Origin of the sequence: Marinobacterium maritimum (genome assembly GCF_039523155.1) — a bacterium.
Taxonomy (GTDB): Bacteria; Pseudomonadota; Gammaproteobacteria; order Pseudomonadales; family Balneatricaceae; genus Marinobacterium; species Marinobacterium maritimum.
Genome location: NZ_BAAAET010000003.1, coordinates 216,808 through 238,670, shown reverse-complemented (window position 1 = coordinate 238,670; position 21,863 = coordinate 216,808). Strand labels below are relative to the sequence as shown.

At 51.1% G+C, this 21,863-nt stretch carries 16 protein-coding genes; 5 read left to right on the top strand and 11 right to left on the bottom strand.

Annotated elements, in window-relative coordinates; genetic code table 11:
• Window positions 1-105: 105 nt before the first annotated feature.
• The 3 genes from ABD013_RS12090 to ABD013_RS12080 form a co-directional block, all read right to left on the bottom strand.
• Window positions 106-2,184 (bottom strand): putative bifunctional diguanylate cyclase/phosphodiesterase, encoded by a 2,079-nt coding sequence (locus ABD013_RS12090; protein WP_343806215.1) that lies wholly within the window; start codon window positions 2,182-2,184, stop codon window positions 106-108.
• 73 nt (window positions 2,185-2,257) lie between these two features.
• Window positions 2,258-3,838, bottom strand: coding sequence for a methyl-accepting chemotaxis protein (locus tag ABD013_RS12085; protein WP_343806213.1), 1,581 nt, complete (start codon window positions 3,836-3,838; stop codon window positions 2,258-2,260).
• 1,349 nt (window positions 3,839-5,187) lie between these two features.
• The gene (locus ABD013_RS12080) at window positions 5,188-5,820 is read right to left on the bottom strand and encodes a TetR/AcrR family transcriptional regulator (RefSeq protein WP_343806211.1); all 633 of its coding nucleotides are present in this window, start codon (window positions 5,818-5,820) and stop codon (window positions 5,188-5,190) included.
• A 212-nt stretch (window positions 5,821-6,032) separates the two neighbouring features.
• On the opposite strand from ABD013_RS12080, the gene ABD013_RS12075 reads away from it, so the two are divergent.
• The gene (locus ABD013_RS12075) at window positions 6,033-7,019 is read left to right on the top strand and encodes an NAD(P)H-dependent flavin oxidoreductase (protein WP_343806209.1); all 987 of its coding nucleotides are present in this window, start codon (window positions 6,033-6,035) and stop codon (window positions 7,017-7,019) included.
• Window positions 7,020-7,662: 643 nt separating this feature from the next.
• On the opposite strand, the gene ABD013_RS12070 is transcribed toward ABD013_RS12075, so the two are convergent.
• On the bottom strand, window positions 7,663-9,285 hold the full coding sequence (locus ABD013_RS12070; protein WP_343806206.1) for a competence protein CoiA family protein: 1,623 nt from the start codon (window positions 9,283-9,285) through the stop codon (window positions 7,663-7,665).
• A 153-nt stretch (window positions 9,286-9,438) separates the two neighbouring features.
• Here ABD013_RS12070 and ABD013_RS12065 point away from each other — a divergent pair, with 153 nt between their 5' ends.
• Window positions 9,439-12,177: a hypothetical protein gene (locus ABD013_RS12065; RefSeq protein WP_343806204.1), complete on the top strand. Its 2,739-nt coding sequence runs from the start codon at window positions 9,439-9,441 to the stop codon at window positions 12,175-12,177.
• Between the two features lie 171 nt (window positions 12,178-12,348).
• Here the strand turns inward: ABD013_RS12065 and ABD013_RS12060 are convergent, their stop codons facing one another.
• From ABD013_RS12060 to ABD013_RS12050, 3 genes are read right to left on the bottom strand one after another with little or no spacing between them, the layout of a single operon-like run.
• Window positions 12,349-12,666, bottom strand: a complete 318-nt coding sequence (locus ABD013_RS12060) for a hypothetical protein (RefSeq protein ID WP_343806203.1) — start codon at window positions 12,664-12,666, stop codon at window positions 12,349-12,351.
• A 47-nt stretch (window positions 12,667-12,713) separates the two neighbouring features.
• Complete coding sequence (locus ABD013_RS12055; RefSeq protein WP_343806201.1) at window positions 12,714-12,986, bottom strand: helix-turn-helix transcriptional regulator; 273 nt, start codon at window positions 12,984-12,986, stop codon at window positions 12,714-12,716.
• 47 nt (window positions 12,987-13,033) lie between these two features.
• Window positions 13,034-14,251 carry a tyrosine-type recombinase/integrase gene (locus ABD013_RS12050; protein ID WP_343806199.1) on the bottom strand — a complete coding sequence of 406 codons (1,218 nt, stop codon included), beginning with the start codon at window positions 14,249-14,251 and terminating at the stop codon, window positions 13,034-13,036.
• A 90-nt stretch (window positions 14,252-14,341) separates the two neighbouring features.
• Here ABD013_RS12050 and ABD013_RS12045 point away from each other — a divergent pair, with 90 nt between their 5' ends.
• On the top strand, window positions 14,342-15,760 hold the full coding sequence (locus ABD013_RS12045; RefSeq protein WP_343806197.1) for a hypothetical protein: 1,419 nt from the start codon (window positions 14,342-14,344) through the stop codon (window positions 15,758-15,760).
• Window positions 15,761-16,061: 301 nt separating this feature from the next.
• Window positions 16,062-18,032, top strand: a complete 1,971-nt coding sequence (locus tag ABD013_RS12040; RefSeq protein WP_343806195.1) for a DEAD/DEAH box helicase — start codon at window positions 16,062-16,064, stop codon at window positions 18,030-18,032.
• 130 nt (window positions 18,033-18,162) lie between these two features.
• Here ABD013_RS12040 and ABD013_RS12035 read toward each other — a convergent pair whose 3' ends face one another.
• Together ABD013_RS12035 and ABD013_RS12030 are read right to left on the bottom strand one after the other, a co-directional pair.
• Window positions 18,163-18,324, bottom strand: a complete 162-nt coding sequence (locus tag ABD013_RS12035) for a hypothetical protein (protein WP_343806193.1) — start codon at window positions 18,322-18,324, stop codon at window positions 18,163-18,165.
• Between the two features lie 32 nt (window positions 18,325-18,356).
• The gene (locus ABD013_RS12030) at window positions 18,357-18,755 is read right to left on the bottom strand and encodes a hypothetical protein (RefSeq protein ID WP_343806191.1); all 399 of its coding nucleotides are present in this window, start codon (window positions 18,753-18,755) and stop codon (window positions 18,357-18,359) included.
• An 82-nt stretch (window positions 18,756-18,837) separates the two neighbouring features.
• On the opposite strand from ABD013_RS12030, the gene ABD013_RS12025 reads away from it, so the two are divergent.
• Window positions 18,838-19,089: a helix-turn-helix domain-containing protein gene (locus tag ABD013_RS12025; protein ID WP_343806189.1), complete on the top strand. Its 252-nt coding sequence runs from the start codon at window positions 18,838-18,840 to the stop codon at window positions 19,087-19,089.
• Between the two features lie 215 nt (window positions 19,090-19,304).
• Here ABD013_RS12025 and ABD013_RS12020 read toward each other — a convergent pair whose 3' ends face one another.
• Together ABD013_RS12020 and ABD013_RS12015 are read right to left on the bottom strand one after the other, a co-directional pair.
• Window positions 19,305-19,898: a P-loop NTPase family protein gene (locus ABD013_RS12020; RefSeq protein WP_343806187.1), complete on the bottom strand. Its 594-nt coding sequence runs from the start codon at window positions 19,896-19,898 to the stop codon at window positions 19,305-19,307.
• Window positions 19,899-20,065: 167 nt separating this feature from the next.
• Complete coding sequence (locus tag ABD013_RS12015; RefSeq protein ID WP_343806186.1) at window positions 20,066-21,661, bottom strand: TIR domain-containing anti-phage reverse transcriptase; 1,596 nt, start codon at window positions 21,659-21,661, stop codon at window positions 20,066-20,068.
• Window positions 21,662-21,863 lie beyond the last annotated feature (202 nt).

Sequence of the window (21,863 nt, the reverse complement as noted above, 5' to 3'; positions counted from 1 at the left end):
GTCGCGAGGTTGAATCTTATCGCAAGCCTAGCTCAGTCGGTCAGCATCTGCCTGAAGGGGACAAGGGGCTGCTGTCACAGGGTTTCAACAGTCCCCAAGGCGTGCTCAATGTTCGGTACGCAACAGGTCGAGGAACTCAGCCACCGGCATGGGCCGGTGGTAGAGGTAGCCTTGCCCTGTGGTGCACTCCATGCTCTGTAGCAAATCGGCCTGCTCCTCTGTCTCAATGCCTTCAGCGATAACCCTAAAATCCATTTCGTGCAACATTCGTATGACGCCCCGCAGTAGAGTGGCCGCACGCTTGTTACGGCAGCTGTCAGTCACGAAGCTGCGGTCTATCTTGACGACATCCAGCGGCAAATGGCGCAGGTAGGTGAGGCTGGAATACCCGGTGCCAAAATCGTCCAGTGCCAACCGGAAGCCAACTGCTTTCAGGTCTAGCAACTGCTCCAGCACTGTGGCGGACAGGTTGATGCAAGCGGTTTCCGTAATTTCCAGCTCAAGCATGCCAGGAACGAGGCCGTAACGTTCGACGGTCGCCGTGCACCAGTTAACAAGGTCTGTTTGCTGCAGCTGGCGGCCTGACAGATTGATGCTGAGCAGGGGTAACGGCCAGCCTTGCTGCTGCCAGTGGGCAAGTACCCCTTGCTGTTGCCACTGATTGAGCAGCTCGCAGGTACGTTCAAAAACCCAGCGATCCAGCTGTACAATCAGCCTGCTTTCCTCCGCCAACGGTATGAAGTGGGCCGGCGGTATCATCCCCTTCTCCGGGTGTTGCCACCGCAGCAGAACTTCGGCACCGGCAAACCCCGGCCGTCCCAGGTTGACTTTGGGTTGGAGGTAAAGCTGCAAGCCCATACGTGCGCCGGACTCGATTGCCAATCTCAGCTCCTGCTCCAGCATCAGGCGCTGACGCAGCTCACTGCTGAGGGCCTGATCATAAAACTGGAAGCAGTCGCGCCCACTGTGCTTGGCTGCCAGCATCGCGGTCTGGGCGTTGGCCAACAACACATCGCTTTCGCATGTGTCCTTTGGGCTGAGTGCGATCCCTATCGATGGGCTCATGCGAATGGATTCACCATTCAGAAACACGGGCTCCTGAAGGTGCTTGATGCATTCGCCCGCATAGCGGGCAATCTCGGATGGGTCGGAAAAATCGACCCTCAGTGCCACCAGTTCATCACCCGTGACACGGTAGAAGTGCAAGTGCTGTCCCATACGTTGGCTCAGTCGCCTGGCCTGATATTTGATCAGCTGGTCGCCTCCTTTCATGCCGAAACGGTCATTGATGGGATACAAGTGGCCAATATCGATACACAACAGTGCTAACCCTGTGCACTGGTCGGCACGACCATCTCTAAGCTGGTGTTTCAGAACCTGGTTGAGTTTGTACCGGTTACCCAGTCCGGTGAGCGGATCACGAAAAGCAAGTTGCTCAATCTCGGCTTCCTTGGCGCGGATTTCAGTCAGGTCATGGAAAATGGATACAAAATGTGTGATCTCGCCACCTTCGTGTTCGTGCAAGGCACTGACCGACATCCACTGCAGATAAAGTTCACCGGACTTGCGTCGGTTCCAGATCTCGCCTTGCCAGTTGCCTGCCTGCAGCAGGGCGCGGTTCATCAGGTCGTAAAAGGACTGTTCGTGATGGTTGGAGCGCAGAAATTTGGGGGTTTTGCCGATCACCTCCTCGGCGGTATAACCGGTAATCTGGGTAAAGGCGGGATTGACGCGCTGAATACGAGCCCGGGCATCCGTCACCAGAATGCCCTCAATGGTGCTGTTCATGATGCGCTCGGCCATCGCCTCTTGGGTCTTTAATGTCTGGCGTAGCCTCAGGTCTTCGCCGATTCCGGTCAGGCCGCAGATATCCCCCTGTTGGTCCAAATGGGGCAGCATGCGAAATTGCATCGGTACCCGCCGACCGTCCAGTCCATGTAGCAAGAGTTTGCCGCTCCAGCATCCACTTGCGAGTGCCTGCGGAAAAATTTCATCAGCCAGTGCTTGCCAAGTATTCGGATCATGGAGCTGGTGAAGATACAGCGGCTGCGCCTCAAGGTCATGCTCCTGCGCGATGCCAAGCATTTGCCGTCCAGAGCGGTTGATAAACTCGATACGGTATTCCTGGTCGAAGCAGGCGACAAAATCACCAGTCAGATCCAGATACTGCCTTTGTCTTTCCATTTTTTCATCTACGGTACTAAACCGCTCCGTCTGTCCATAGAAACTCGCCACTAAGGAAACCCTGCCAAAGGGATTAGTGGCCCTGTTTAGCCCAGAACTGGTTTGCCAGGTCCCTGAAGCCAGTAGCAACGCTCTGCAGGTTGCAACTGGTCGTGCCTGTTTCTGCAGCGGCCTCCAGATTCTGTTCCGACATATCCCGTATGGTTACCACGCTGCGGTTGATTTCTTCTGCCACGCTGCTTTGCTGCTCGACAGCAGCGGCGGTTTGTATGCTCATCTCGTGAATCTGGCTGATCGAGTTCCAGATTTCCTTCAGCGCGGTAACGGTCAAGCTCCCCTGATGCACACACTGCTCAGCCTGATGCTGGCCAGCCTCCATCGCCTCTACCGCCAGGCTGGAGTTTGTCTGCAACTGCTCAATGATCTTGCGAATCTCGCCAGTGGAATTGCTGGTACGGCTGGCCAGAGAGCGTACTTCGTCTGAGACGACCGCAAAGCCCCGTCCCGCTTCACCCGCACGCGCCGCTTCGATAGCGGCATTAAGCGCCAGTAAATTGGTTTGCTCGGCAATTTCATTGATAACATTGAGCACCGTTGAAATTTGGATGCTGCTGTCTTGTACCTGGTGTATTACCTGGGCCGTCTGTTTGATCTGCTCTTCGAGAGAGGCAATCTGGTTGACCATATCGGTTACTGCATTGCGCCCCTGTTCAACCTGGCTGCGGCCCGTGTTAGCGGTTAGCGAGGTGCTTTGTGCGTTATCAGCCACTTCCTGGATGCTGGCTGACATTTCGTTCACAGCAGTGGCAACCTGGTCCGTCTCTTCAAACTGGCTCTGGATTCCCTTCCTTGAGCGGTCAACCGTTTCGCTCAGTATGCTGGAGCTGTGTCTCATGTTACCGGCGGAGTCAGCGATTCGGCCAACCAGTCCCGCTGTTTCAGATTCAAGCGCCTTCATGGCCAGCAGCAATTGGCCCACATCATCGCGTCTCCCGGTGTAGATGTAACGAGCTACAGGGTTGTCAATCACTCTCCAAGCTTTATTCACGGCTAGCCTGAAGGGTTTCAGTGTCAGCGTTTGACCAACTCCCGCCAATACCACCGTACTCAATGCCACGAGCAGCTGTAACATGCCCTGTTCAGGAAATAGCCACTCGGACAGGCCGATGCTGAGTAGTGGCAGCAGCAGCCACAGCAGGGTTTTCGTATTGAGAGAAAAGGTGCTCTTCAGTGAACGGGGCGTCTTGCTGTTCATCAGGTGCGGATAGACTTCCTCGGCACGCTGTACGTATTCTCGAGTGGGTTTTCGGCGGACCGACTGGTACTCGGCCACAGCGCCATCTTTCTTGATAGGGGTCACATAGGCGTCTACCCAGTAATGATTGCCATTCTTGCAGCGGTTTTTGACCATTCCCATCCACGAATCACCGGCCTTCAATGTCGTCCATAGCTGGGCGAAGGCCGCTGGGGGCATGTCTGGGTGGCGCACCAGGTTGTGGTTTTTTCCAAGCAGCTCATCATGACTAAAGCCGCTGACCTCAACAAAGTCCTTGTTGACGTATGTGATTGCTCCCTTCAAGTCGGTTGTCGAAAGAATGTTTGCGGATGCCGGGTAGTCTTCCTCTACCTGTGTTACGGGCAGGTTTTTCTTCATGTTTTAACGCCTATCACACAGTAATGATGCTATTGAAGTTTGTTTTTTACGGGGGCATCTGGTTGTCTCAATACTGTCACTTGCCCAGGCTTGGCATCAGGCTTGGATAAAGCCTGATTAGGGCGCTTAGAAGCTTTTGGCATCAAATGTCACAATAAAAATGTGTATTTGTCGTGCAACTAAAACAGCCACTCTGACACGTGTCAAGTTCGTAATGGCAATACTTCTTTAGCCCTAATTTAGGGCGTGTCTATGTATATTTCGCAGATTGCACTTTTGCTCACGCTTAACCAGGTAACTCCCATTTCGAGGTTGAGTTCATTGTTTGGGGAAAATCATGGGATAACGCGGTGCGTGATGAAGGAAAGTTCAAGTGCTGTGAGGCTGGTTGCCATCATAGAGGTGTGATTGACTGCTGCTTCCGGCCGGGAGCCAAGTGGGAGGTGGTCATCTGTATGGCGGGATAGCTTTTTTCCTCATTTGGGAATGAGAGCCAGAAGCGAAAATGGATGTTGCGGGGCCTTGAGGAATATCGCTGGGCGTCAGGACGTACAGAAACGACATCGACGACGGACCGGAAAGGTGACGGAGGAAGGGCACTCGGGCACAAAAAAAGCGGCCACCTTTTGGTCCCGCTTGCCTGTAAGAGCCATTGATTTAAAGGCTTTTTCTGTGTTTCCTCAAAGGCTTTAGGAAGGTGGTACCAGCGGCCGGACTCGAACTGGCACACCCGTTAAGGCGGGGGATTTTGAATACGGCTGGCTCGATGAAAGCTGGTTATATCGAGTGTCATTTTGTGGCAAAAAAAATGGCTGAATCGGGTTAGTGCCTTGTAGCAGCTTGTGGCAGCTGCTGGTTTGTCTTCTTGCTGAGATATTGAATAGATCGGAATGCTGGAGTCTTTCGGCTGAAAGACCCTTGGCATGTGCATCATAGCCTTGTCGGCTGCAGAAAAATGAATTTATCGCAGTGTGGTCGCGCTAAAAAATCATGTATATCAACGTGATAGAAGATGGTGGGGGTTCTCATTGGGGAGGATACACCAACTACATTTCTTTTAACCTCCTCATGTCTCGTGTCACACGAAGCGATCAAGTTGTTCCAGTGCATGCACCGATCACGGCACTACTGAAAGCGTTACCCGGGCTTCCAGAATGAGCGCGCCTTTTGCCGCTCCTGTGGGTTTGAAGACGAAGTCGCGAAGAGCGCGTGATAGCCCCCCCTGAGGGCGAAGCCTTCAGGGATGCTTCTGTGCTTTGCGAATCAGTAGTGTGTGCGGGCTGAGAGTGTGGGCTTTCAACTGGCTGCGAGCATCTGATTCCCAAGTGGCAACAATCGATGTGGCGTGTTCATACTTGGCGCTCGGATTCAGTCAGCCAGGGAAACCTCAGCGATTCACTCAATGTTTTTCGCATGAGTTCTTTCCGCTCCACCCTGCTATGGATCATGCCTTCAATCATCAAGCTTGCCAGCCCATGAACCAGGGCCTGGGATAAAATTTTAGTGCTTTCAGCCTGCAACGAGTCCGGCTCAGCGTCGGGGTCGCGCAGTCGTCGCAAAGCCGCCGAGTTAAGGGCTGAATATTTGAATGCCTGCCGTCGGGCATCGGCAAGCGCGGTGTATCGTTGATTATCAGCAATCGAGGAATCGAACATTAACCGATAGAGGTTAGGGTTTTCAGCTGCAAAGTCCAGATATGCCATGCCAACCTCGATTGTTCGCTCTATCAGGTCGCTATGATTATCGAATGCCTGCTGACTCTTTTCGCTTAAGCGAAGAAACCCCTGCTCCGCAATCGCCGCAAATAGCTCCTCTTTATTGGCAAAGTGCCGGTATAGAGCGGTTTGTGAAACGCCTACCTGTTGTGCAATTTTACGCAGGCTAAAGCCGGCTTGCCCCTCCGCTGCAATCATCTCCGTTGCGACAGAAATAAGGGCTCCTTTGAGGTCGCCGTGGTGGTAGGTCAATTTTGCTCGGCCCATTCTGTTTTTCGTCGTTCATGTTGATTGGATAAAGCCCCCATCGAAGGGGCTGGCACTGGTGCACAGTTTACATGACACCTCTCGATGTTGACAGTGTTAACTTTCGCATGTAGCCTCATGTTATCGCTGTTAACATGTATTGCCCGGCGTCATGAGTGGTAATCGTGGAGACATCAATCCCCAGTTGATATAACCAGTTGAGAAGAATAGTCATGGCCTTACCTTCTTCATTTCAGAACCGCTTATCCTTACCATTAATCGGTTCACCGCTGTTTATTATTTCAAACCCGCGCTTAGTCGTTGAGCAGTGTAAAGCGGGAGTGATTGGTTCCTTCCCCGCACTCAATGCCCGGCCTGCCGAGTTGCTGGACGAGTGGCTAACAGAGATCAACGCAGAACTTGAGCGTTATCAAAAAGAAAATCCCGATAAACCGGTGGCACCCTTTGCGGTCAATCAGATCGTTCATCGCTCCAACGATCGGTTGCAGCACGATATTGCAATGTGCGTGAAGCACAAAGTACCTGTGGTTATTACCAGTTTAATGGCACCTACTGAAGTCGTTGGGCCTGTACATTCCTATGGCGGCCTGGTCTTTCATGATGTCACCAATATCCATCATGCAAAGAAAGCTATTGAGGCCGGTGTCGATGGTTTGATCCTGGTGTGTGCTGGTGCCGGTGGTCATGCAGGAAACCTGAGCCCCTTTGCCTTGGTATCCGAAATTCGCGAATTTTATGATGGCACCATTATTCTGTCGGGGTCGATATCGTCTGGCCGCGATGTTCTGGCGGCTCAAGCCATGGGGGCCGACATGGGGTATATGGGTACGCGCTTCATTGCGACTCAGGAAGCACAAGCTGATGACGCCTACAAGCAAATGCTGATTGACTGCACCGCTGATGATATCGTGTATTCCTCACTGTTTACGGGTGTACACGGTAATTACCTGAAACCGAGTATTAAAGCGGCTGGTATGGACCCGGATAACCTGCCGGATGCGGACAAGTCGACCATGAACTTTGGCAGCGGCGGCAACACTTCTGCCAAGGCATGGAAAGATATCTGGGGGGCCGGCCAGGGTATCGGTCGTATTAAGGACGTTCCAACAACGGCAGAGTTGATTGCACGTTTTGTTGAGGAGTATGAATCGGCCAAGCATGAGCTGGTGGCTTCACCTTTTCCTGTCAGGCAAATGTAATGGCTCTGGCTGGCTCGTACTCCTGAAGGTCAGATAGATCAGCCTCATGCCAAACAATGCCCCGTGAGTCGGGGCATCTTCAATACCATATCTCAAGACACTCATTAACATGACAAAGTACCCGGGTACTATCCAGATGTGAATTTTGAACACGTTGTTCACAATTAGCGCTTCTGGCTGGGAGCTGGGGTAAGTGTGGCTTGATATGCAGGGTGGGCCGTCACTCATCCTGACATTCAGTTCAACCTCCAATATTGGATAGCGTTACCTTTCGATGGATACCGTTGGATGTCACGACGCACAGAAACCGCACAGACGGTGGACAGGATATGGACCGGGTGGGGCATTCAGGCACAAAAAAAGCGGCCACCTTTCGGTCCCGCTTGCTTGTCAAAGCCTTTGACTTACAGGCTTTTTCTGTGCTTCTTCAAGGGCTTGAAGAAGTGGTACCAGCGGCCGGACTCGAACCGGCACACCCGTTAAGGCGGGGGATTTTGAATCGTCTGCAAAGACTTTGAGAAGCAGATATATCGATAGATATCGATTGATAATCCCGAACTGAGCGATATACATCGATGTATATCTCTGATGATTCATAGAGCATAGCAAGCACAGAATCCGCATATGGTGCACTGGGTAGCTATTACAATGCGCGGTAGGCATGCCCATATGGGATCAGCTTTGTGAACTGCCCACGCCCTGACTTCTTCAGGACATTATGCTGTTCGAGGTGCTGGAAGAAATCCCATAAAATCTTAAAGGTGCTAGGGACAAGTTCAGGATCAAAGTTCAGTCTATAGAGGACATCTTTCTGGAAAGTCAGCGTTCTGACCGGCTCAATTGCATCAATGCCGTGACGCTTCCTCAGCTCACTTGCATAGTACTTCACGTTAACCCCATCGTTGTTCACAGAGCAGATCATGCGAATTAACAGGATTTGCCAGTACTCATTGGGACATCCGAAAATCCACCCTTCTCTATAGTTTTTAGTCCACTGATGAACCGGAATACCTTTGTTGACTAGTTCTAGGAGGGCTTGATTATAGTCACGTTGGATTCGCTCAAGATTCACAAATACAGGCTGCTGAGCCCCACTGCGAATGTCATTGAACCACTCTATTCTCTGCTGTAAGTCGTTTCTAATTTTATCGTTGGCTTCTTTCAGTGCATGTTGCCGTGCGGAGCGCACTGTAGAGATATACTTGTCCATTGTGGTGGACTTCCCCCATGCCAGATGCTGTTCCAGAGTCGTTGGTTCTGGCAGCTCTTCAGTATCTACCTTTAGGTGTGTTTCTTTCAGGATGCGGGGACGGGCTCCTGGAAGCTGAATGGATATGTGTAGTCGAAATTGATGTATGCCATCTGAGCACATCATTGTAAGAATTGCTTTGTCGAGATCGGCGACGTCCCTCACCTGTAACTCCGTTGGCAAGTTGGGCATCACAGGTATCCGAAGGCGAATAGGCTTTCCTGTCCAGTCTCTGTCCTCTTGTGTCAGTATTCGCGGTAGTAAATACCGGGGTAGTGTTATGGCTCCAATGGTTTTGAAGTGATTACGGACTCCGTCAAGCCAGATGGATAATTCATGATTCCGCTTGTCTCGCTCATCAACAGATCTGGCATGGCAAATGCCATTCAAGTGCTGTCGGAGAACCACACTCTCACTTAACCATGACAGACGAGCCTTTTCAGAGAGTGCCTGCTCTATATCCTTAAAAGTCAGTTGTGGTGCGTTAGTTAGGTCAGATAGGTCAATTTCGAAGGATGTTAGATCAGCTGCTGCAATCTTGCGGGCTTTGTCTTCATCGACTTCATGCGTCACAGCGACCTCTATAGCCACCTCAAGCTCCAGACCTTCGACCACTGTAGAGCACATGACATCGGGCTTTATCTGGTGTTCTGATAGATAAACCTCTTCTCGGCCATTGCTAACCTCCAGCGGTTCTAAAAAGAATTCACGGGCTGAACCAAAAGGCTCCCGTAAATATGAGTACACCTCCTTTGATTGGCATCGGTAGGTAGGGAAGAGGATCGTGGTGGCGTTTGATAGGACATGCTTAGCCATCAGGTGCACAGCTGTTTCCCGACATGCCTGCTGCTCGGTGGCTTTATAGTGAGAGAAATGGTCAGCTTTGATTGGACCCTTCTTAGCGATCAGTGGTGAACCACATTCCGGGCAGACACAGTTACACTTTAAACCGCTTTCGACGTCGTCAATTAAGCGAATTTCACCAGTATTAGCATCTATACCAATAGGGGTCTTCATTCCTTAAAAACCTTCTGAACACAACTGCTTAAGTCTAGGTTCTGCTTGGTCGGTCATCTAGTCTAAGTGATAGCAGTACTGATGAGATAGACATGAGTGGCGAATCCGATCAGGATGCTTTGCTAATATCGCTGCCTCTGAATGGACACCTATATGGATATCGATGACCCGAAGCTGGCTGAGCTGATGAAGTCTGCTTCCGCTTCCACAGCATCTGAAGCACCTTCGCCCACTCCTTCAGCCATATCAGGTACAGCTCCTCGCTTTGAGTTCGATTTTCCAGCAATATCAGACTTCGCGTTCAGCACTGACTTCAAAGAGCCAAGTCATGGGGATTGGAAGTTCGACTTCGGCGAGTTGAGCCTCAATGGCATAGTCAATAAGGAGGCAAAACGTAGACGGATCGATTCGCTGAACGTCCCAATTCTGGCAATCGATACCGAGTACGTTCTGCACGAAAACGGCCTCAACAACATCATCCTTTGCTACAGCTACGCCATAGGCTTTGATGATAACTACACGACGGGGATCATCGAAACCCAGAGCAAAGGAAGGGATGGGCGGATCAGCCTGGCCAAGCTTCTGATCACGGCGATCGAAGATGCCTTGGAGAATGAAACGCTGGACGCATGGCCCGAGGCTATCATCCTCGGTGCCCATTTTCTCAGGGCTGATCTGTTTACGCTCTCTGATGCTTTCACCGATATCAAAGCCAATGTCCAGGGTGTGCGTAAATCTGTCGCAAGTCTGGGTGATGCCTATGGCGTTGATATCGATGAGATCAAAGACCGCATCATCCGACGTGAGCAGTTCACCAAGTACGACAAGAGCAGCAAAAAACGCACCGTAGACGTGCTGTTCTATGACAGCATGCTACTCGCTCCTGCGGGGAAAAGTCTGGCTGACGTGGGTGCTCTGGTTGGCTTGCCGAAGATTGAAATTGAGCCGCCGTATCGCATCGAAGAAATGGACGTCTTTCAACGGGAACAACCGGAGAAGTTCAAGGCGTATGCGATAAACGATGCTGAGATTTCATACCGCCACCTGCTGAAAATGATCTACTTCGTGGTAGAGGAACTGGGCCTGAACGGTCTGCCGTACACTGTCGGGGGCATGGCAACCAGAAAGTTCCTCAACACTATCGGCGATGATTACCGGAAAGCCTTTGGTATCCGCCAACTGTCCAAGGTGGTATGGCCCAAGGATGGAGGGAAACCCAAAACGGTTAAAGGAGATATCCCAGAGCCAGCGAGAGCCATACTGGAGCAGTTTGCGATCGATTGTTACCACGGGGGACGTAACGAATGCTTCATGACAGGCCCCACCGAAGTAGGGCAATGGAATGATTATGATGCGCCTTCCTGCTACACCGTGATTCTGAATGCCTGTCGACCACTGGATTATGAAGCCTTTTACATGTGCTCTGATCCAGCTGCATTCACCGTGGATGTATGCGGCCTGGCCCGCGTCAGATTCGGCTTCCCACCGGACACGCGGTTTCCCTGCTTGCCGGTTACAACGGAGGAGTATGGACTCTACTACCCGCTGGAAGGTGAGTCGTACTGCACGGCACCGGAAATAGCGGTCGCGATGAGTATGGGGTGTGACATTCAGATCCTGCAAGGCTTTATCGTGCCGTGGGTTGAAGGGGCTGAAAGTGTTTTCACTGAATTCATGCAATTTGTACGCCATAAACGTAACCAGCATGTCAAAGGTAGCTTTGAAGAGCGCCTCTCAAAGGAACTGGGCAATAGCTTGTACGGCAAGCTTGCACAGGGCCTATCAGGCAAAACAGCATTCGATGTGGCGCAGGGTATCAGCAGCAGAATACAACCGTCGCCGATCACCAATCCATACTTTGCAGCGCATGTGACCGGCTTTGCACGGGCCTTAATGTCGGAGATGCTCAATGGCATAGACTCCGATAAACAGGTCGTGAGTGTCACGACGGATGGCTTCCTGACCAATGCGGATCTGGACAAGGGGGAGATCAAGCTGGATGGGCCAGTTTGCCAGCAGTTTCGTCGGCTATATCACCTGATTGATCCGGATGGGGGTGAGATTCTCGAGCTGAAGCACCGGGCAAAGCAGCTGATCGCGATGAAAACACGTGGGCAAATCACGGCGGAAGAAGAGTATGGCTTCGAGCCTGTCATTGCCAAGGCTGGAGTACAGGTCCCAAAGCATGTCGAGAATCAGCATAGACACATGCTGGACCTTTACCTGGATCGATATCCTGACCAGACAGTCCCGTACACAACACTGACTTCAAGCCGTCAGCAATTCATGTTTAACCGGGATATGGTGAACCAAACCAAGGATGTTCGTCTGAACCTTGAGCCCGATTTTAAACGCCAGCTGGTCAACCCGAAAATGGTACTTGTTGATGGCAAGCAGCATATCGCGTTCGATAGTAAGCCTCACCCATGTCGGGAGGACGGTGAGTTTTGCCGAAGGCGACTTGATCTGTGGCGCAAGAACAACTGCCTGAAAACGATGGAGGACTGGGAAAGCCTGGAAGAAGATATTCTGTTGGCTAAGCTAACGGATCAGCTGCCAATTAGACCACAAACTGGTGAGCCCGTTGATCAGTTCTTCAGGCGGATGTTCCTGAGGGTGTATGCGCAAGAACTGTATAACGTACCACGCACGTACACCTACAAGAGAATGGCAGAATGGTTGACTGCTAAAGGGTACCCAACAAACCCGGGACAATTCGGCTACGCGAGTACTGCACCATTGGCTGAAGGAATGATCCCGGTCACAGCCAGCACCATTCGCCTACTTCACCTTTTGTTGGGTGAGTTTCCGGAGTTTGACTACGAGCCGCTGTTTGTTGCCGACCAGAGGTGCGAGATTGCGGGATGGCTGGAACGGTTGAGGAGTTCGTGATTATGCCCACTGGATCAGATGGACACCGGCTGCTCAAGGCACTCAAAAGTGCATAAAAAACGGCCCCCAGAGGGGCCGCCAAGCTGTCGAATGCGGTGGTTTAGTGTGTTAACGTGCGCTGTTGGAGCGCAGTTTCGGTTTATGAACGGTTTCTGATTTAGAAACCCTGCCTTAGTTGGACTTCACCTCTGCTACAGACTTTGTCGCAGCAGGAGGCTGAGTCGGCTTGCCTTCAACGCTCAAGCCATACGCTTCCCAGTCAATGGGTTCAATATTCTCACCTATCTGTGCTTGGCACACGCGCTCAGAGACTTCGTTGCTGACCTGACGACGTAGATCAGGGTCTCTCACTTCAATCCAGCACATGAGTTGCCCACTGTTGTTGACGACAGCAACACCTTTATCAGTGGGGGTTACAGCGCTTGCCTGCTGAGCGTTAAAAACTCCGTCTGGGGTTTTCACCATTGTGTTAACTCGTTTACGGGCCATATGATCTCTCCTATAATTTCAAACAGGTGAAACCACCGCATTCGTTATCATTGTTTTACTGCACCACAACCGAGCAGATCGGTCAGGCTTGCTGGTGTTTTTGGCTTACGCAGCTTAAGTGCTTCAACCACTCGTTTTTCATCCCACGCATCACAGTCGGATCTCCGGAACCTGATCGGACTGTTCGTGGCAGTACCCATCTTGAAGAAGGGCGGTAACGACGTCGGCGATCGTGAGCACAGGGTGTCGACGGCGCTCTTCTTCATCTTGTAGCGTTCGGCTATATCCGCCTTGGTCAAAATTTCATCGCCATCAATCATTGTTCAGCCCTCGTCTTCAAAACTGAGGTCATTTTCAGGGATATCCGTCACGATCCTGAGCCGATTCTGGGGAAATTGGGGACGTCCTGAGTCATCACCTCCGCCGCACCCTGAACGGCATCTTGCAGTCGTGCCTGCTGATAAAAGGCATAGCGGCTGGAGGTCACCTCAACGCTGCTGTGGCCCAGTAGTTTGCTGCTACAGTGGATATCTCCCGTATGCGCCAGTACAGCGGAGCCAAAGCTTTTTCGCAGGCAGTGAATCGTGAGTGGCTCACGAGGGAAGGAGGGGTTGAGGGCGTGGTTGCCACTGGTAACAGCGATACAGGCTCGTTCGCAGATCCGTCGAAAGACACTGACGGGATATCCGATATGCCCGGTCCTACTGCGCGTAGACGAAAAAACAAACGGACTGCCAGGATCGGAAAGTTCTAGAGCCTGTTGCAGTACCCACTTCGCTTGATCCGAGAGCGGAATGACCTGTTTTCGCTTGGCCTTTGTCTTGGTAAAAACAACCGTAGATAGGTCAGGGGCAACCTCGTTTTTCGTCAGTGAGATGACGTTGTGGATACGCCCGCCGATGAAGAGATCGAGAAGCAGGGCTAAGCCATGCAGGGAGTTGGACTCCAGAAGGGCTGCTCTCACAAATGCCGTCGCTTCTGGAGGTGTGAGGACACGTTCTACTACGTTATCTTCGATGTATTGCTCGATGGCGGAACAAGGGTTCCGTTCCAGTACCCCGAACTTGACGCCGAGTACACAGGAACGATGCATGAGGGACCGTACCCGGTTCTTGGTTGCGGGGGATAGTCCCTGTTCATGCATAGCATTCAACACCTTCATAAACTGGTGTGTTCGGATACCTTGAAATGACAGGTGACCAATATGGGGTTGGACATAGCGCCGATACATTTGCTCGACCTTGCGCCAGTCGGTATTGCGCTGCTGAATGTACGGAAGGTGTAGTTCGAAGAAAAATTGGTCGTAGGTGACGTTACTGTAGTCCGTACCATCATGGCTTAGCTGTTGGCGATACCACTCATCACCCAGGCGCTCAAATGTGCGCAGATCAATTAGGGGATACGGCCCGAAGGTCTTACAGGTGCGACGGCCACCCACACAGGCTCGGACCACCAATGACTTCTTGTTTCGGTAAACAATCACACGTAAATGTGGCTTCCCGATCACTCTGTACTCAGTGTTCTGGCCGTTGATTCGTTGCAGATTGTCGAGCGCCTTTTTGGTAAGTGTGGTGTCGTGATACATCCGGTACCCCCTGTCAAAGTCAGTGAAACCGGAAATTGAGCCATGCTATCTTCTCTTTCCTGACAGTGGCTTGGGGAAATAGGGGGAAACATGGGGCGTATCGCTAGCACCACGGGCTTGAAACCGCATGAGCGAGCACTCAATGCACTGGGAATGGATGCTGATTATTACCAGTTGATCTTGGCCACTCTGGGCATATCGAAGAAGTATCCCGAGTCAACAAAAGACCTTCTGGATCATGATCGCCTAAGACTCTCGGAGCAGGTCGTAACCCCTTTCACTTTCGCTCAACTGAAACAGCTTCCGGCGTTGAACCTCGAGACTGAACACAAAGAGGTTTCAGGAACATGGGAGTCGACAGGAGGTGAGCTGGTTATCGGGGCGGGTAACGATTACGCACAGGCGCTGGATCAGGCCGTTCAAGAGGTGATGCCCGACTGGATCGGGCAAGAGACCGAAATACCTATCACCATCCTGCTGCCGGGCCAGGCTCAGCAAACTTCGAATGATCTGGTGGGCGCTGAGTCCCACTGGCGCTTCATCACCGCCCAGATGACCGAGGAACAAGGGCTATTCAGTAGCGAAGCAATGCAGCCTGTGGAAAAAGCCAATCTGGCCATCAGGCTGTATAGCGCTTGTAAATTCTTGGGGCTCGTCGGTACACAGCAATCTGTCAGGAATGGCAGCCGCATCTGCCTGGAACTGCTGCAAGCCATTGGCATTGATGACCAATTAGAGTATCTGAGTGCGGCACGGCTCCAAGAGTGGAGTAAGCAGCAACAAAAATGGGTAAAGCTGGAAGATAATCAGCGACATACCCTGCTAGATAAGCTCCGCAAGATCAAATCGACCTCCACTAAAACGGACATCCAGCTTCAACATAAACAGACAAAGCTTGATGAAGTGTGCCGCAAGATCGAAATGGTGGAGCGCGAGATTGCAGTACTACTGAAGCAGGAGCCAACGGATCTCAATATAAAGCCAGTTAAAAACAGAGCGTTTTACTACGCCATCCCTCCACATACGTTGAATACCCTAGATCCAAGCTACAAGGCTGTAGCGGGATCGAAGGTATTCCCCACTCTTTCACCGAAAGAAGGTGGGCTGGCTTACACGACCGTATGTCTTGGTCAAGCAAAGGAAAAAGACCCAACCGCTTTGATACGTACCGCTCAACAGCTCCGTGTGATGCTCGCTTATCTGTGCCCAATGACCAGTGGGACAGCAATTACTTTCAAGGTGCCGAAGCGCGCTTATTCGGAAGGGCGGAAGGTGATCGGTGTGACGTCACCCACGATGATTTTACCGAGGGCATGGGCTGATCTTGCGCTGGGGCTGAAGCAATACACGAAGAATACAGTGACCAAGCCTATGAGTGATGAAGATTATGAATCTCAAGGTATGAAAGCTGATTTCGTGTCTGCGATCTATGCCGACTATGACACCAAACAAGACGAACTGCTCCGCGTACTTCCAACTCTCGAAAACGACAAAGCGATCGATTTTTGAATTGAATTACCTATACCCCTACGACGCTGTTCGATAATTATGTAAGTTATTGATATTCTTGGCATAATTAATTTTGCGTCGGCCTAATCGGCAAAAGCGATTGAGTTCATTCGGCTAGCAGCTGCGAAAAACAACATCCGCAGTGGAGGAAATCCATTAGTCGATCGCACTGGGTACACTGAGTCAGTTTCGACTGACTTTCCCACCTGAAACCGCCAACAAATCGTTATACGCACTGCCCGGAAGCCATCGGCTTCCGACTGGCGCTACAACGATTAATCGGCCATTTCAGGAGTCCGCCATGACCCCCGTTCACTATAAGCTGCCCGCTGGGCAGTACATCAGCGACCTTAACCTTCAGATCAACCCTCTGCACTATGTGACTCATCTCTGCGCCGATACGGGTATGGGCAAGTCATCCTGGGTCATGGAAACCCTGTGTCAGCAGGGGCCGATCATCTTTGCCGTGCCCCAACGTGCGCAGATTACCCAGCTGCAAGCGAAGTACGGCGATCGAGGCGATGTTGAGTTCATCTACGGCGGCCATACCGCGCTGAGCGATACCTCCGCCAATATCGTCTGCACCTATGATCAACTGCCTGCTCTGCAGGCACGGTTGTTCTGCCGGAACTACACACTGGTGGTCGATGAGGTACACAAGCTGTACCAAGCCGCCAGCTATCGCGGCGAAGCCATCTCGGGACTGCTGGATGTCATTCAGGAGGGCCGGTTCAACCGGGTGGTGACTCTGAGCGCGACCTTCAATCGAGAACTGGTGCCGTACCTGATCGACAGCTGGCTGGAGGTGTCCAGGATCGAGACGGTTGAGCGTCATGTGGCATTGCATCTGTATGTGGATAAGGACGCTGCTGCAAAGGATGTTCTGGCGGGGTTGGAATCCGGATCAGCGCCCACGATCATTCGCATCAACGACAAGGAGGCGATGGCGGCCTATCGTAAGATGCTGGAAGCGCGAGGACTGACATGCCTGTGTGTTAATCGGGATGTGCAAGCAACAGATGAAGTGGTGGAGATGCTAACCGATGAGAGCGTGGCCCAATACGATGTGGTCCTCACCACCAGCCTGCTCGATGAAGCTGTGAACATTCAGGACCAACAGATCGCAGAGTTGATCGTTCTGAACGGAAAGATTCACCCTGAGGAGCTGAAGCAGTTCATGGGCCGCTTCCGTCAGTGCAACCCTCCCGTTCGAATCTGCCTGCCCCATTACATGCTGGGTAAGCAAGCAAGAGCGTTGAAGGCCGCTCGCCAGTCCGCTCAGGTCGTCATTAATGCCTCACGCCAGATCGCCGAACAGATCCTGTATGAATGCGATGCGCTTGCGACCGTCCGTAAGGCCAATGGCACATTGAGTGGGTGGTTTGGGTTCGAACCCTTGCGGATGAAGCAGGGCAAAGTGGCGGCCAATGAAGCCGGGATGATGGCCAGCCTGTACCGTGCCGATCTTAATCAGTGCTACCAGAGTGAGGTGGCACTGGAGCAGGCGATGCGACGAGAGCTGAAGACATTGAACTGGTCAGTGTTGGACTGGGATGAGTGCCCTGCTGAAGCCCGAGATAAGGCGTTGGATCAGGCGGTCGAGCAGATCGGCGAAGACCGTACCAAAGCACTGGAACGGTGTCGGCAGGCAATGGCGGAATCGGTCGCCCAGCATAAGCGCGAGTCCAATGACCCTGTGAATACCGTCGAGTGTCTGCAAGCTCTGGTCAATCGCTGCGAGCATGGCACACAGGAAAAGGTATTGGCGAGTCTCTGGCTGGAGTTACATCAACAGGTCCTGATTGATCCGTGGGACGCCTTTGATGCCCTGTCGCAGCAGCAGGATCGTCCGATATGGCACTTCCACAACACGCTCCATAGTAATCTCTTCCTGAAGCCAGTGCTTCAGCACCTGAGTACCTTGCCGATGGGTACGGTCATGACGCTGGCTGAGGCGCGACGCCATATCCTGGAAGGGCTACGACAGGCCAACCGGCAGTATCCGGCTCTGAAGGAGCTGATTCCTGCCTCGAATCTGAAGGGAGTGAAGGTAAAACGGAACAACCACTTTGAGGTGACGGATCGATTCGTGCGAATGATCTTCCGCGAGTTCACGGCAACCCCGCCGGTGCGCTCTAACAACAAGGACAAGATCGTGTTCGATGGGCTGGGACCGTTCGGCTACCGGTATCGGCTGGTGCATGGTGAGGCACCCCGTGAAGGTCGCAAGCGAACCATTCGACGTATCAAACCGAAGATCAAAGCGACCTGAGCACAGTAATAACTGCCCAACCCCTGTACGGGGTTGGGCTATTAACCGTCAGTTCTGGGGTGTCGGGGCGGGAAGTGTGCCTGCACACTCAACTGACCCATCCGGTTATTGGACGGGCATGCTGAATGGCTTAGGAAGCCCCTGTCATCTTCTTGATCCACTCGATCATGCAGAGTTTGCTGCAAAACTCTTTGCCGTTCGGCGCGATCACCGTCTGGTCAGTGGCTTTGCCGCAATTGGCACATTTTTTCTTGTTGCTGTCTGAACTGGAGAAGAAATCGAACAGTCCCATTGTATTTTTTCCCTGTTTTCAACGGCTTGGTTTTATTGAGATTGCTTATTGGCAATCTCGTCGCGTTTGATTTTCTTGTGGTTGGTTACGCGCACCCGATCACGCAGCCCCTTGCGGATCTCGAAGTCGGGGTTGTAGGTGGCCAGGTTGTGAACGGCCATGCCCAAAGCGGAGCCCAGCGCCGTTACCGGTCCAATGACCGGTATTGATACGGACATGAGCGAGGCAGCACGGGCTTGGGTGTAGATGCGACAGCTGTGATCGTTGGCTTCGATCAGCTCTTCCAGCAGTGTGGGGAGATAGACAGTCTCGTCATCGATCACCAGCTTCCAGCTATCCACAGTCTTGATCTCGAACTCGTCGACGGGATCGGTGAACAGGAGGCGGATCAGGGCTTCCCGTGAGACGTCCTTGGGTTCCAGTACCAGCATTATTGTCTCTCTTTGCATCCAGTTGGTAAGTCAAAAAATATCCCAAAGTGGGATATTTCGCAAACCAACTTACATTGCCGCCATGGCAAAACTTCTGTGGGAACCCCGACAGTCGGCCTTCCGCCAAGCCCTGCGAGACCTGCGAAAGCAGGCAGGGCTCAGCCAAGTGGAGATGGCGGCACGGCTCGATAAACCTCAGAGCTTCGTATCGAAGTATGAAAGCGGCGAACGCCGACTGGAGTACATCGAGGTGGAGATGATTTGCCGTGCCTGCAATACGACCCTCAGCGCCTTCGCCGAGGCCTTCGAGCGAGATTATCCGTGGGAAGGGTGATCGACTGACGCGTCACTTCGCTATACCGGACAGGTACTCCTGCACGATTCGCCGGACTATCTGGCTGACCGGGAGGGACTGCGCTCGAGCCTGACTTTTCAGTGCCTGCGCTTCTGCTGGGCTAAGGTAGAAGCTCATTCTGATCATTGTTTCCTCTAAGCGGGGGCGACCGCCGATAGAGCGCTCCAAGGACGCCAGTGTCGGTAGCTCCATGCTTATACCCCCGCCATGGATTGAATCCGGTCATAGACGACTTCGTGCGCCCGTTGGGTTCGACTCAGCATGTGCGCGCCACGGTCGTTGTGGATATTCAGTAACCACTCCCGCCCATCCCGGCTGACACGATCGAACAAGGTGGTCTCACGTATCGCCAGTATGGGCACACGATTACCCAGTTTGGAGAGCAGGTGATCCCGAGCTGCGTCATGCTTCTTCCAGTCGCGGAAGTGGTTAATGATGATCACGATGGGCTTTCCGGCTTCCTTGACCAGCTTGTAGGTCTCCAGCGTGGCTTCTAGGCTTCTGGCGTCTATCCGGGTCGGGATGATGACCAAGTCGCAGAGTTGCAACGCGTGGGAGATCTTCTTATCCAGCATCGTGGACATGGCTCCGAAGTCGAAGACCGCCGAGTCGAGAGAGGTCAGCCCCTTTGGTATGCGATTCTTGCCCGTCGGGATCTGGATAATGTCGTCGTGCTGTGGAACTGTAAGGTCGTTGGTGATGCAGATGCAGCCCAGATGGACCGCAAGGTTATAGCTGATCGAACTCTTGCCGACTCCGCCTTTCATTGAGGTGATGAGGCAACGCATAGTGAACCCCCCGGTGGATTAGTGATGACGGCTGCCCGTCGATAATCACTTGTTCGGGGTTTTGGGGGCTAGAATAGTACTATTCTAGCCCTGTGATTATAATTATTGGTATGGATAGATGCATGGGGATTTGTTCTTATTCGTTATATTTATAATTGTAGCTAATATTATCCGAGTAGACCTTCCACCTTTCCTACAATTTCTTCCAAATTATCATCGTAAATAACGAAAAGTTTGTCCCCCAATAATGGAATCTTGCTAATCAAAGCACCTCCATCTCCAACCATAAGTGGAAGAAGCTTTGTTTCTTCCGAGTTTATCTCTGCCGATAAAACAGCATTAAGCTCTTTCATAGGCCAAGACTTTTTTATGGAGTCTTCTGATATTATTGCTATAACAAATTTTGATTTTTGAAGGGCTGTGTTTATTTTTGATACAAGTGAGTCACCCCATTTAATCTCGAAACAGTCAATAAAGGTTCTAACTCCCTTCGCTTCGAGTTCCCTGTGTAGTGGCAACGCAATTTTTTCTTTATCTTCACTGGCATGGCAAATAAAGATGTCATACATATCAAAAACACTCTTGAGTCTTTTAATGAAATCCGGTGGGTTGCTATCAAGTTCCAAAACTTTTTTGCATAGAGTTAAATAAGGGGAGTGCTCTTCACCTTTTACCATCTTGATGAAGCTGAGATTACCATAAATAGCTCTTTTGAAAATGGAACCGTCTAACTTATTTTCTTCTATTTTTGAACTATCGATGTGGTATCGTATTTTAATGAATCTTTTCTCAGCACTTTTTATATCTTTTTCCCATTCGTTGATCATTGCACGAGTTTTTCTTATAAACCTTCGGTTTATATTAACGCCTTCGTTCACTACTAAGCCCGTCACTTCCTGCCTTTGAGACTTATGCTGTAAGCGGGTCTTGTTGTGGTTGATCTCGAAACCGGAATCTTTAATTGTTTGCTCTAAAAGATGACCTGCTTTATATGAGTAATTTCCATCTTCTAGTTTGTCTTTTTCTACTATGGATCTGGGGAAAGGTTTGTTGCTTGAAAAAGTAATATCGTCAGCGTAGCGGGTATAAGTTAAGTGAAATCTCTTGGCAATTTTCACCAGCTTTTTATCTAAATATGTGGCCGCTAGGTTAGATATTACTGGGGACGTACTTGCACCCTGTGGAAGCCTACCTTTGTATGTGCAAATCTGTGCGACTACAGTTGCTGCAGGCAAACCCATATTAAAAGGTCTGCTTCTGAATATTCCTTGAACTCTACCGAAGTGTATTGAGTGGAAAAAATCTTTTAAGTCAATGTTGAAAACGAAGTTTTTCTTCTTATGCTGATTAGCATTAGAAATTATACCTTTACCTTCGCCAACAAAGCCGTGAACAGGTTTCTTTACTCGATAATGAGCTTCAATAAGAGGTCTTATCTTGTTCTGTAGTATTTTTATTGATGAGTTAGGACTTTCTATAATTCGGCTCTTGCCAGATTTCTTTTTAACTTCAAAGGTTCTGTACGGATTGCTTTTCTTGTAAAGTATATACAGAAGTTGGCCTACAGGTATTTCTAATAGATCGGCAACGTCTCTGGCAGCTTGTAATCCAACTATTTTATCTTTAGTTGTAGTCTCGCTTCGAGTTAGGCTGTGGGATAACTCTGGGTTTTTCCAAACATGTGTTTTCCCTGAAGCGATTTTCTCAGGTTCGAATGACTTTAAATCCATTAGAATTTTATCGATATTTAATGGAATTTCCATATCCAAGCTCGCTATAGATAAAAGAGGTTTCAACCCAATCACCTTGCGCCTTCAGCGGCAATCCGGAATCGTTAGCAAGTCCAGTATCGAGAGTGCTGCAGGGCATATGCCACCCTGAGTTCCTAGTCCAAAGCAGTAACAACTTCAGACATTTTGGGTTGAAACCGCCCGTGATAATACATTATCTGAAAGTGACTTGTAA

What these genes read in the sequence shown, in the direction of transcription:
- ABD013_RS12090 (WP_343806215.1), bottom strand. Translation starts at nt 2,184, where the DNA reads ATGGAAAGACAAAGGCAGTATCTGGATCTGACTGGTGATTTTGTCGCC.
- ABD013_RS12085 (WP_343806213.1), bottom strand. Translation starts at nt 3,838, where the DNA reads ATGAAGAAAAACCTGCCCGTAACACAGGTAGAGGAAGACTACCCGGCA.
- ABD013_RS12080 (WP_343806211.1), bottom strand. Translation starts at nt 5,820, where the DNA reads ATGGGCCGAGCAAAATTGACCTACCACCACGGCGACCTCAAAGGAGCC.
- ABD013_RS12075 (WP_343806209.1), top strand. Translation starts at nt 6,033, where the DNA reads ATGGCCTTACCTTCTTCATTTCAGAACCGCTTATCCTTACCATTAATC.
- ABD013_RS12070 (WP_343806206.1), bottom strand. Translation starts at nt 9,285, where the DNA reads ATGAAGACCCCTATTGGTATAGATGCTAATACTGGTGAAATTCGCTTA.
- ABD013_RS12065 (WP_343806204.1), top strand. Translation starts at nt 9,439, where the DNA reads ATGGATATCGATGACCCGAAGCTGGCTGAGCTGATGAAGTCTGCTTCC.
- ABD013_RS12060 (WP_343806203.1), bottom strand. Translation starts at nt 12,666, where the DNA reads ATGGCCCGTAAACGAGTTAACACAATGGTGAAAACCCCAGACGGAGTT.
- ABD013_RS12055 (WP_343806201.1), bottom strand. Translation starts at nt 12,986, where the DNA reads ATGATTGATGGCGATGAAATTTTGACCAAGGCGGATATAGCCGAACGC.
- ABD013_RS12050 (WP_343806199.1), bottom strand. Translation starts at nt 14,251, where the DNA reads ATGTATCACGACACCACACTTACCAAAAAGGCGCTCGACAATCTGCAA.
- ABD013_RS12045 (WP_343806197.1), top strand. Translation starts at nt 14,342, where the DNA reads ATGGGGCGTATCGCTAGCACCACGGGCTTGAAACCGCATGAGCGAGCA.
- ABD013_RS12040 (WP_343806195.1), top strand. Translation starts at nt 16,062, where the DNA reads ATGACCCCCGTTCACTATAAGCTGCCCGCTGGGCAGTACATCAGCGAC.
- ABD013_RS12035 (WP_343806193.1), bottom strand. Translation starts at nt 18,324, where the DNA reads ATGGGACTGTTCGATTTCTTCTCCAGTTCAGACAGCAACAAGAAAAAA.
- ABD013_RS12030 (WP_343806191.1), bottom strand. Translation starts at nt 18,755, where the DNA reads ATGCTGGTACTGGAACCCAAGGACGTCTCACGGGAAGCCCTGATCCGC.
- ABD013_RS12025 (WP_343806189.1), top strand. Translation starts at nt 18,838, where the DNA reads ATGGCAAAACTTCTGTGGGAACCCCGACAGTCGGCCTTCCGCCAAGCC.
- ABD013_RS12020 (WP_343806187.1), bottom strand. Translation starts at nt 19,898, where the DNA reads ATGCGTTGCCTCATCACCTCAATGAAAGGCGGAGTCGGCAAGAGTTCG.
- ABD013_RS12015 (WP_343806186.1), bottom strand. Translation starts at nt 21,661, where the DNA reads ATGGAAATTCCATTAAATATCGATAAAATTCTAATGGATTTAAAGTCA.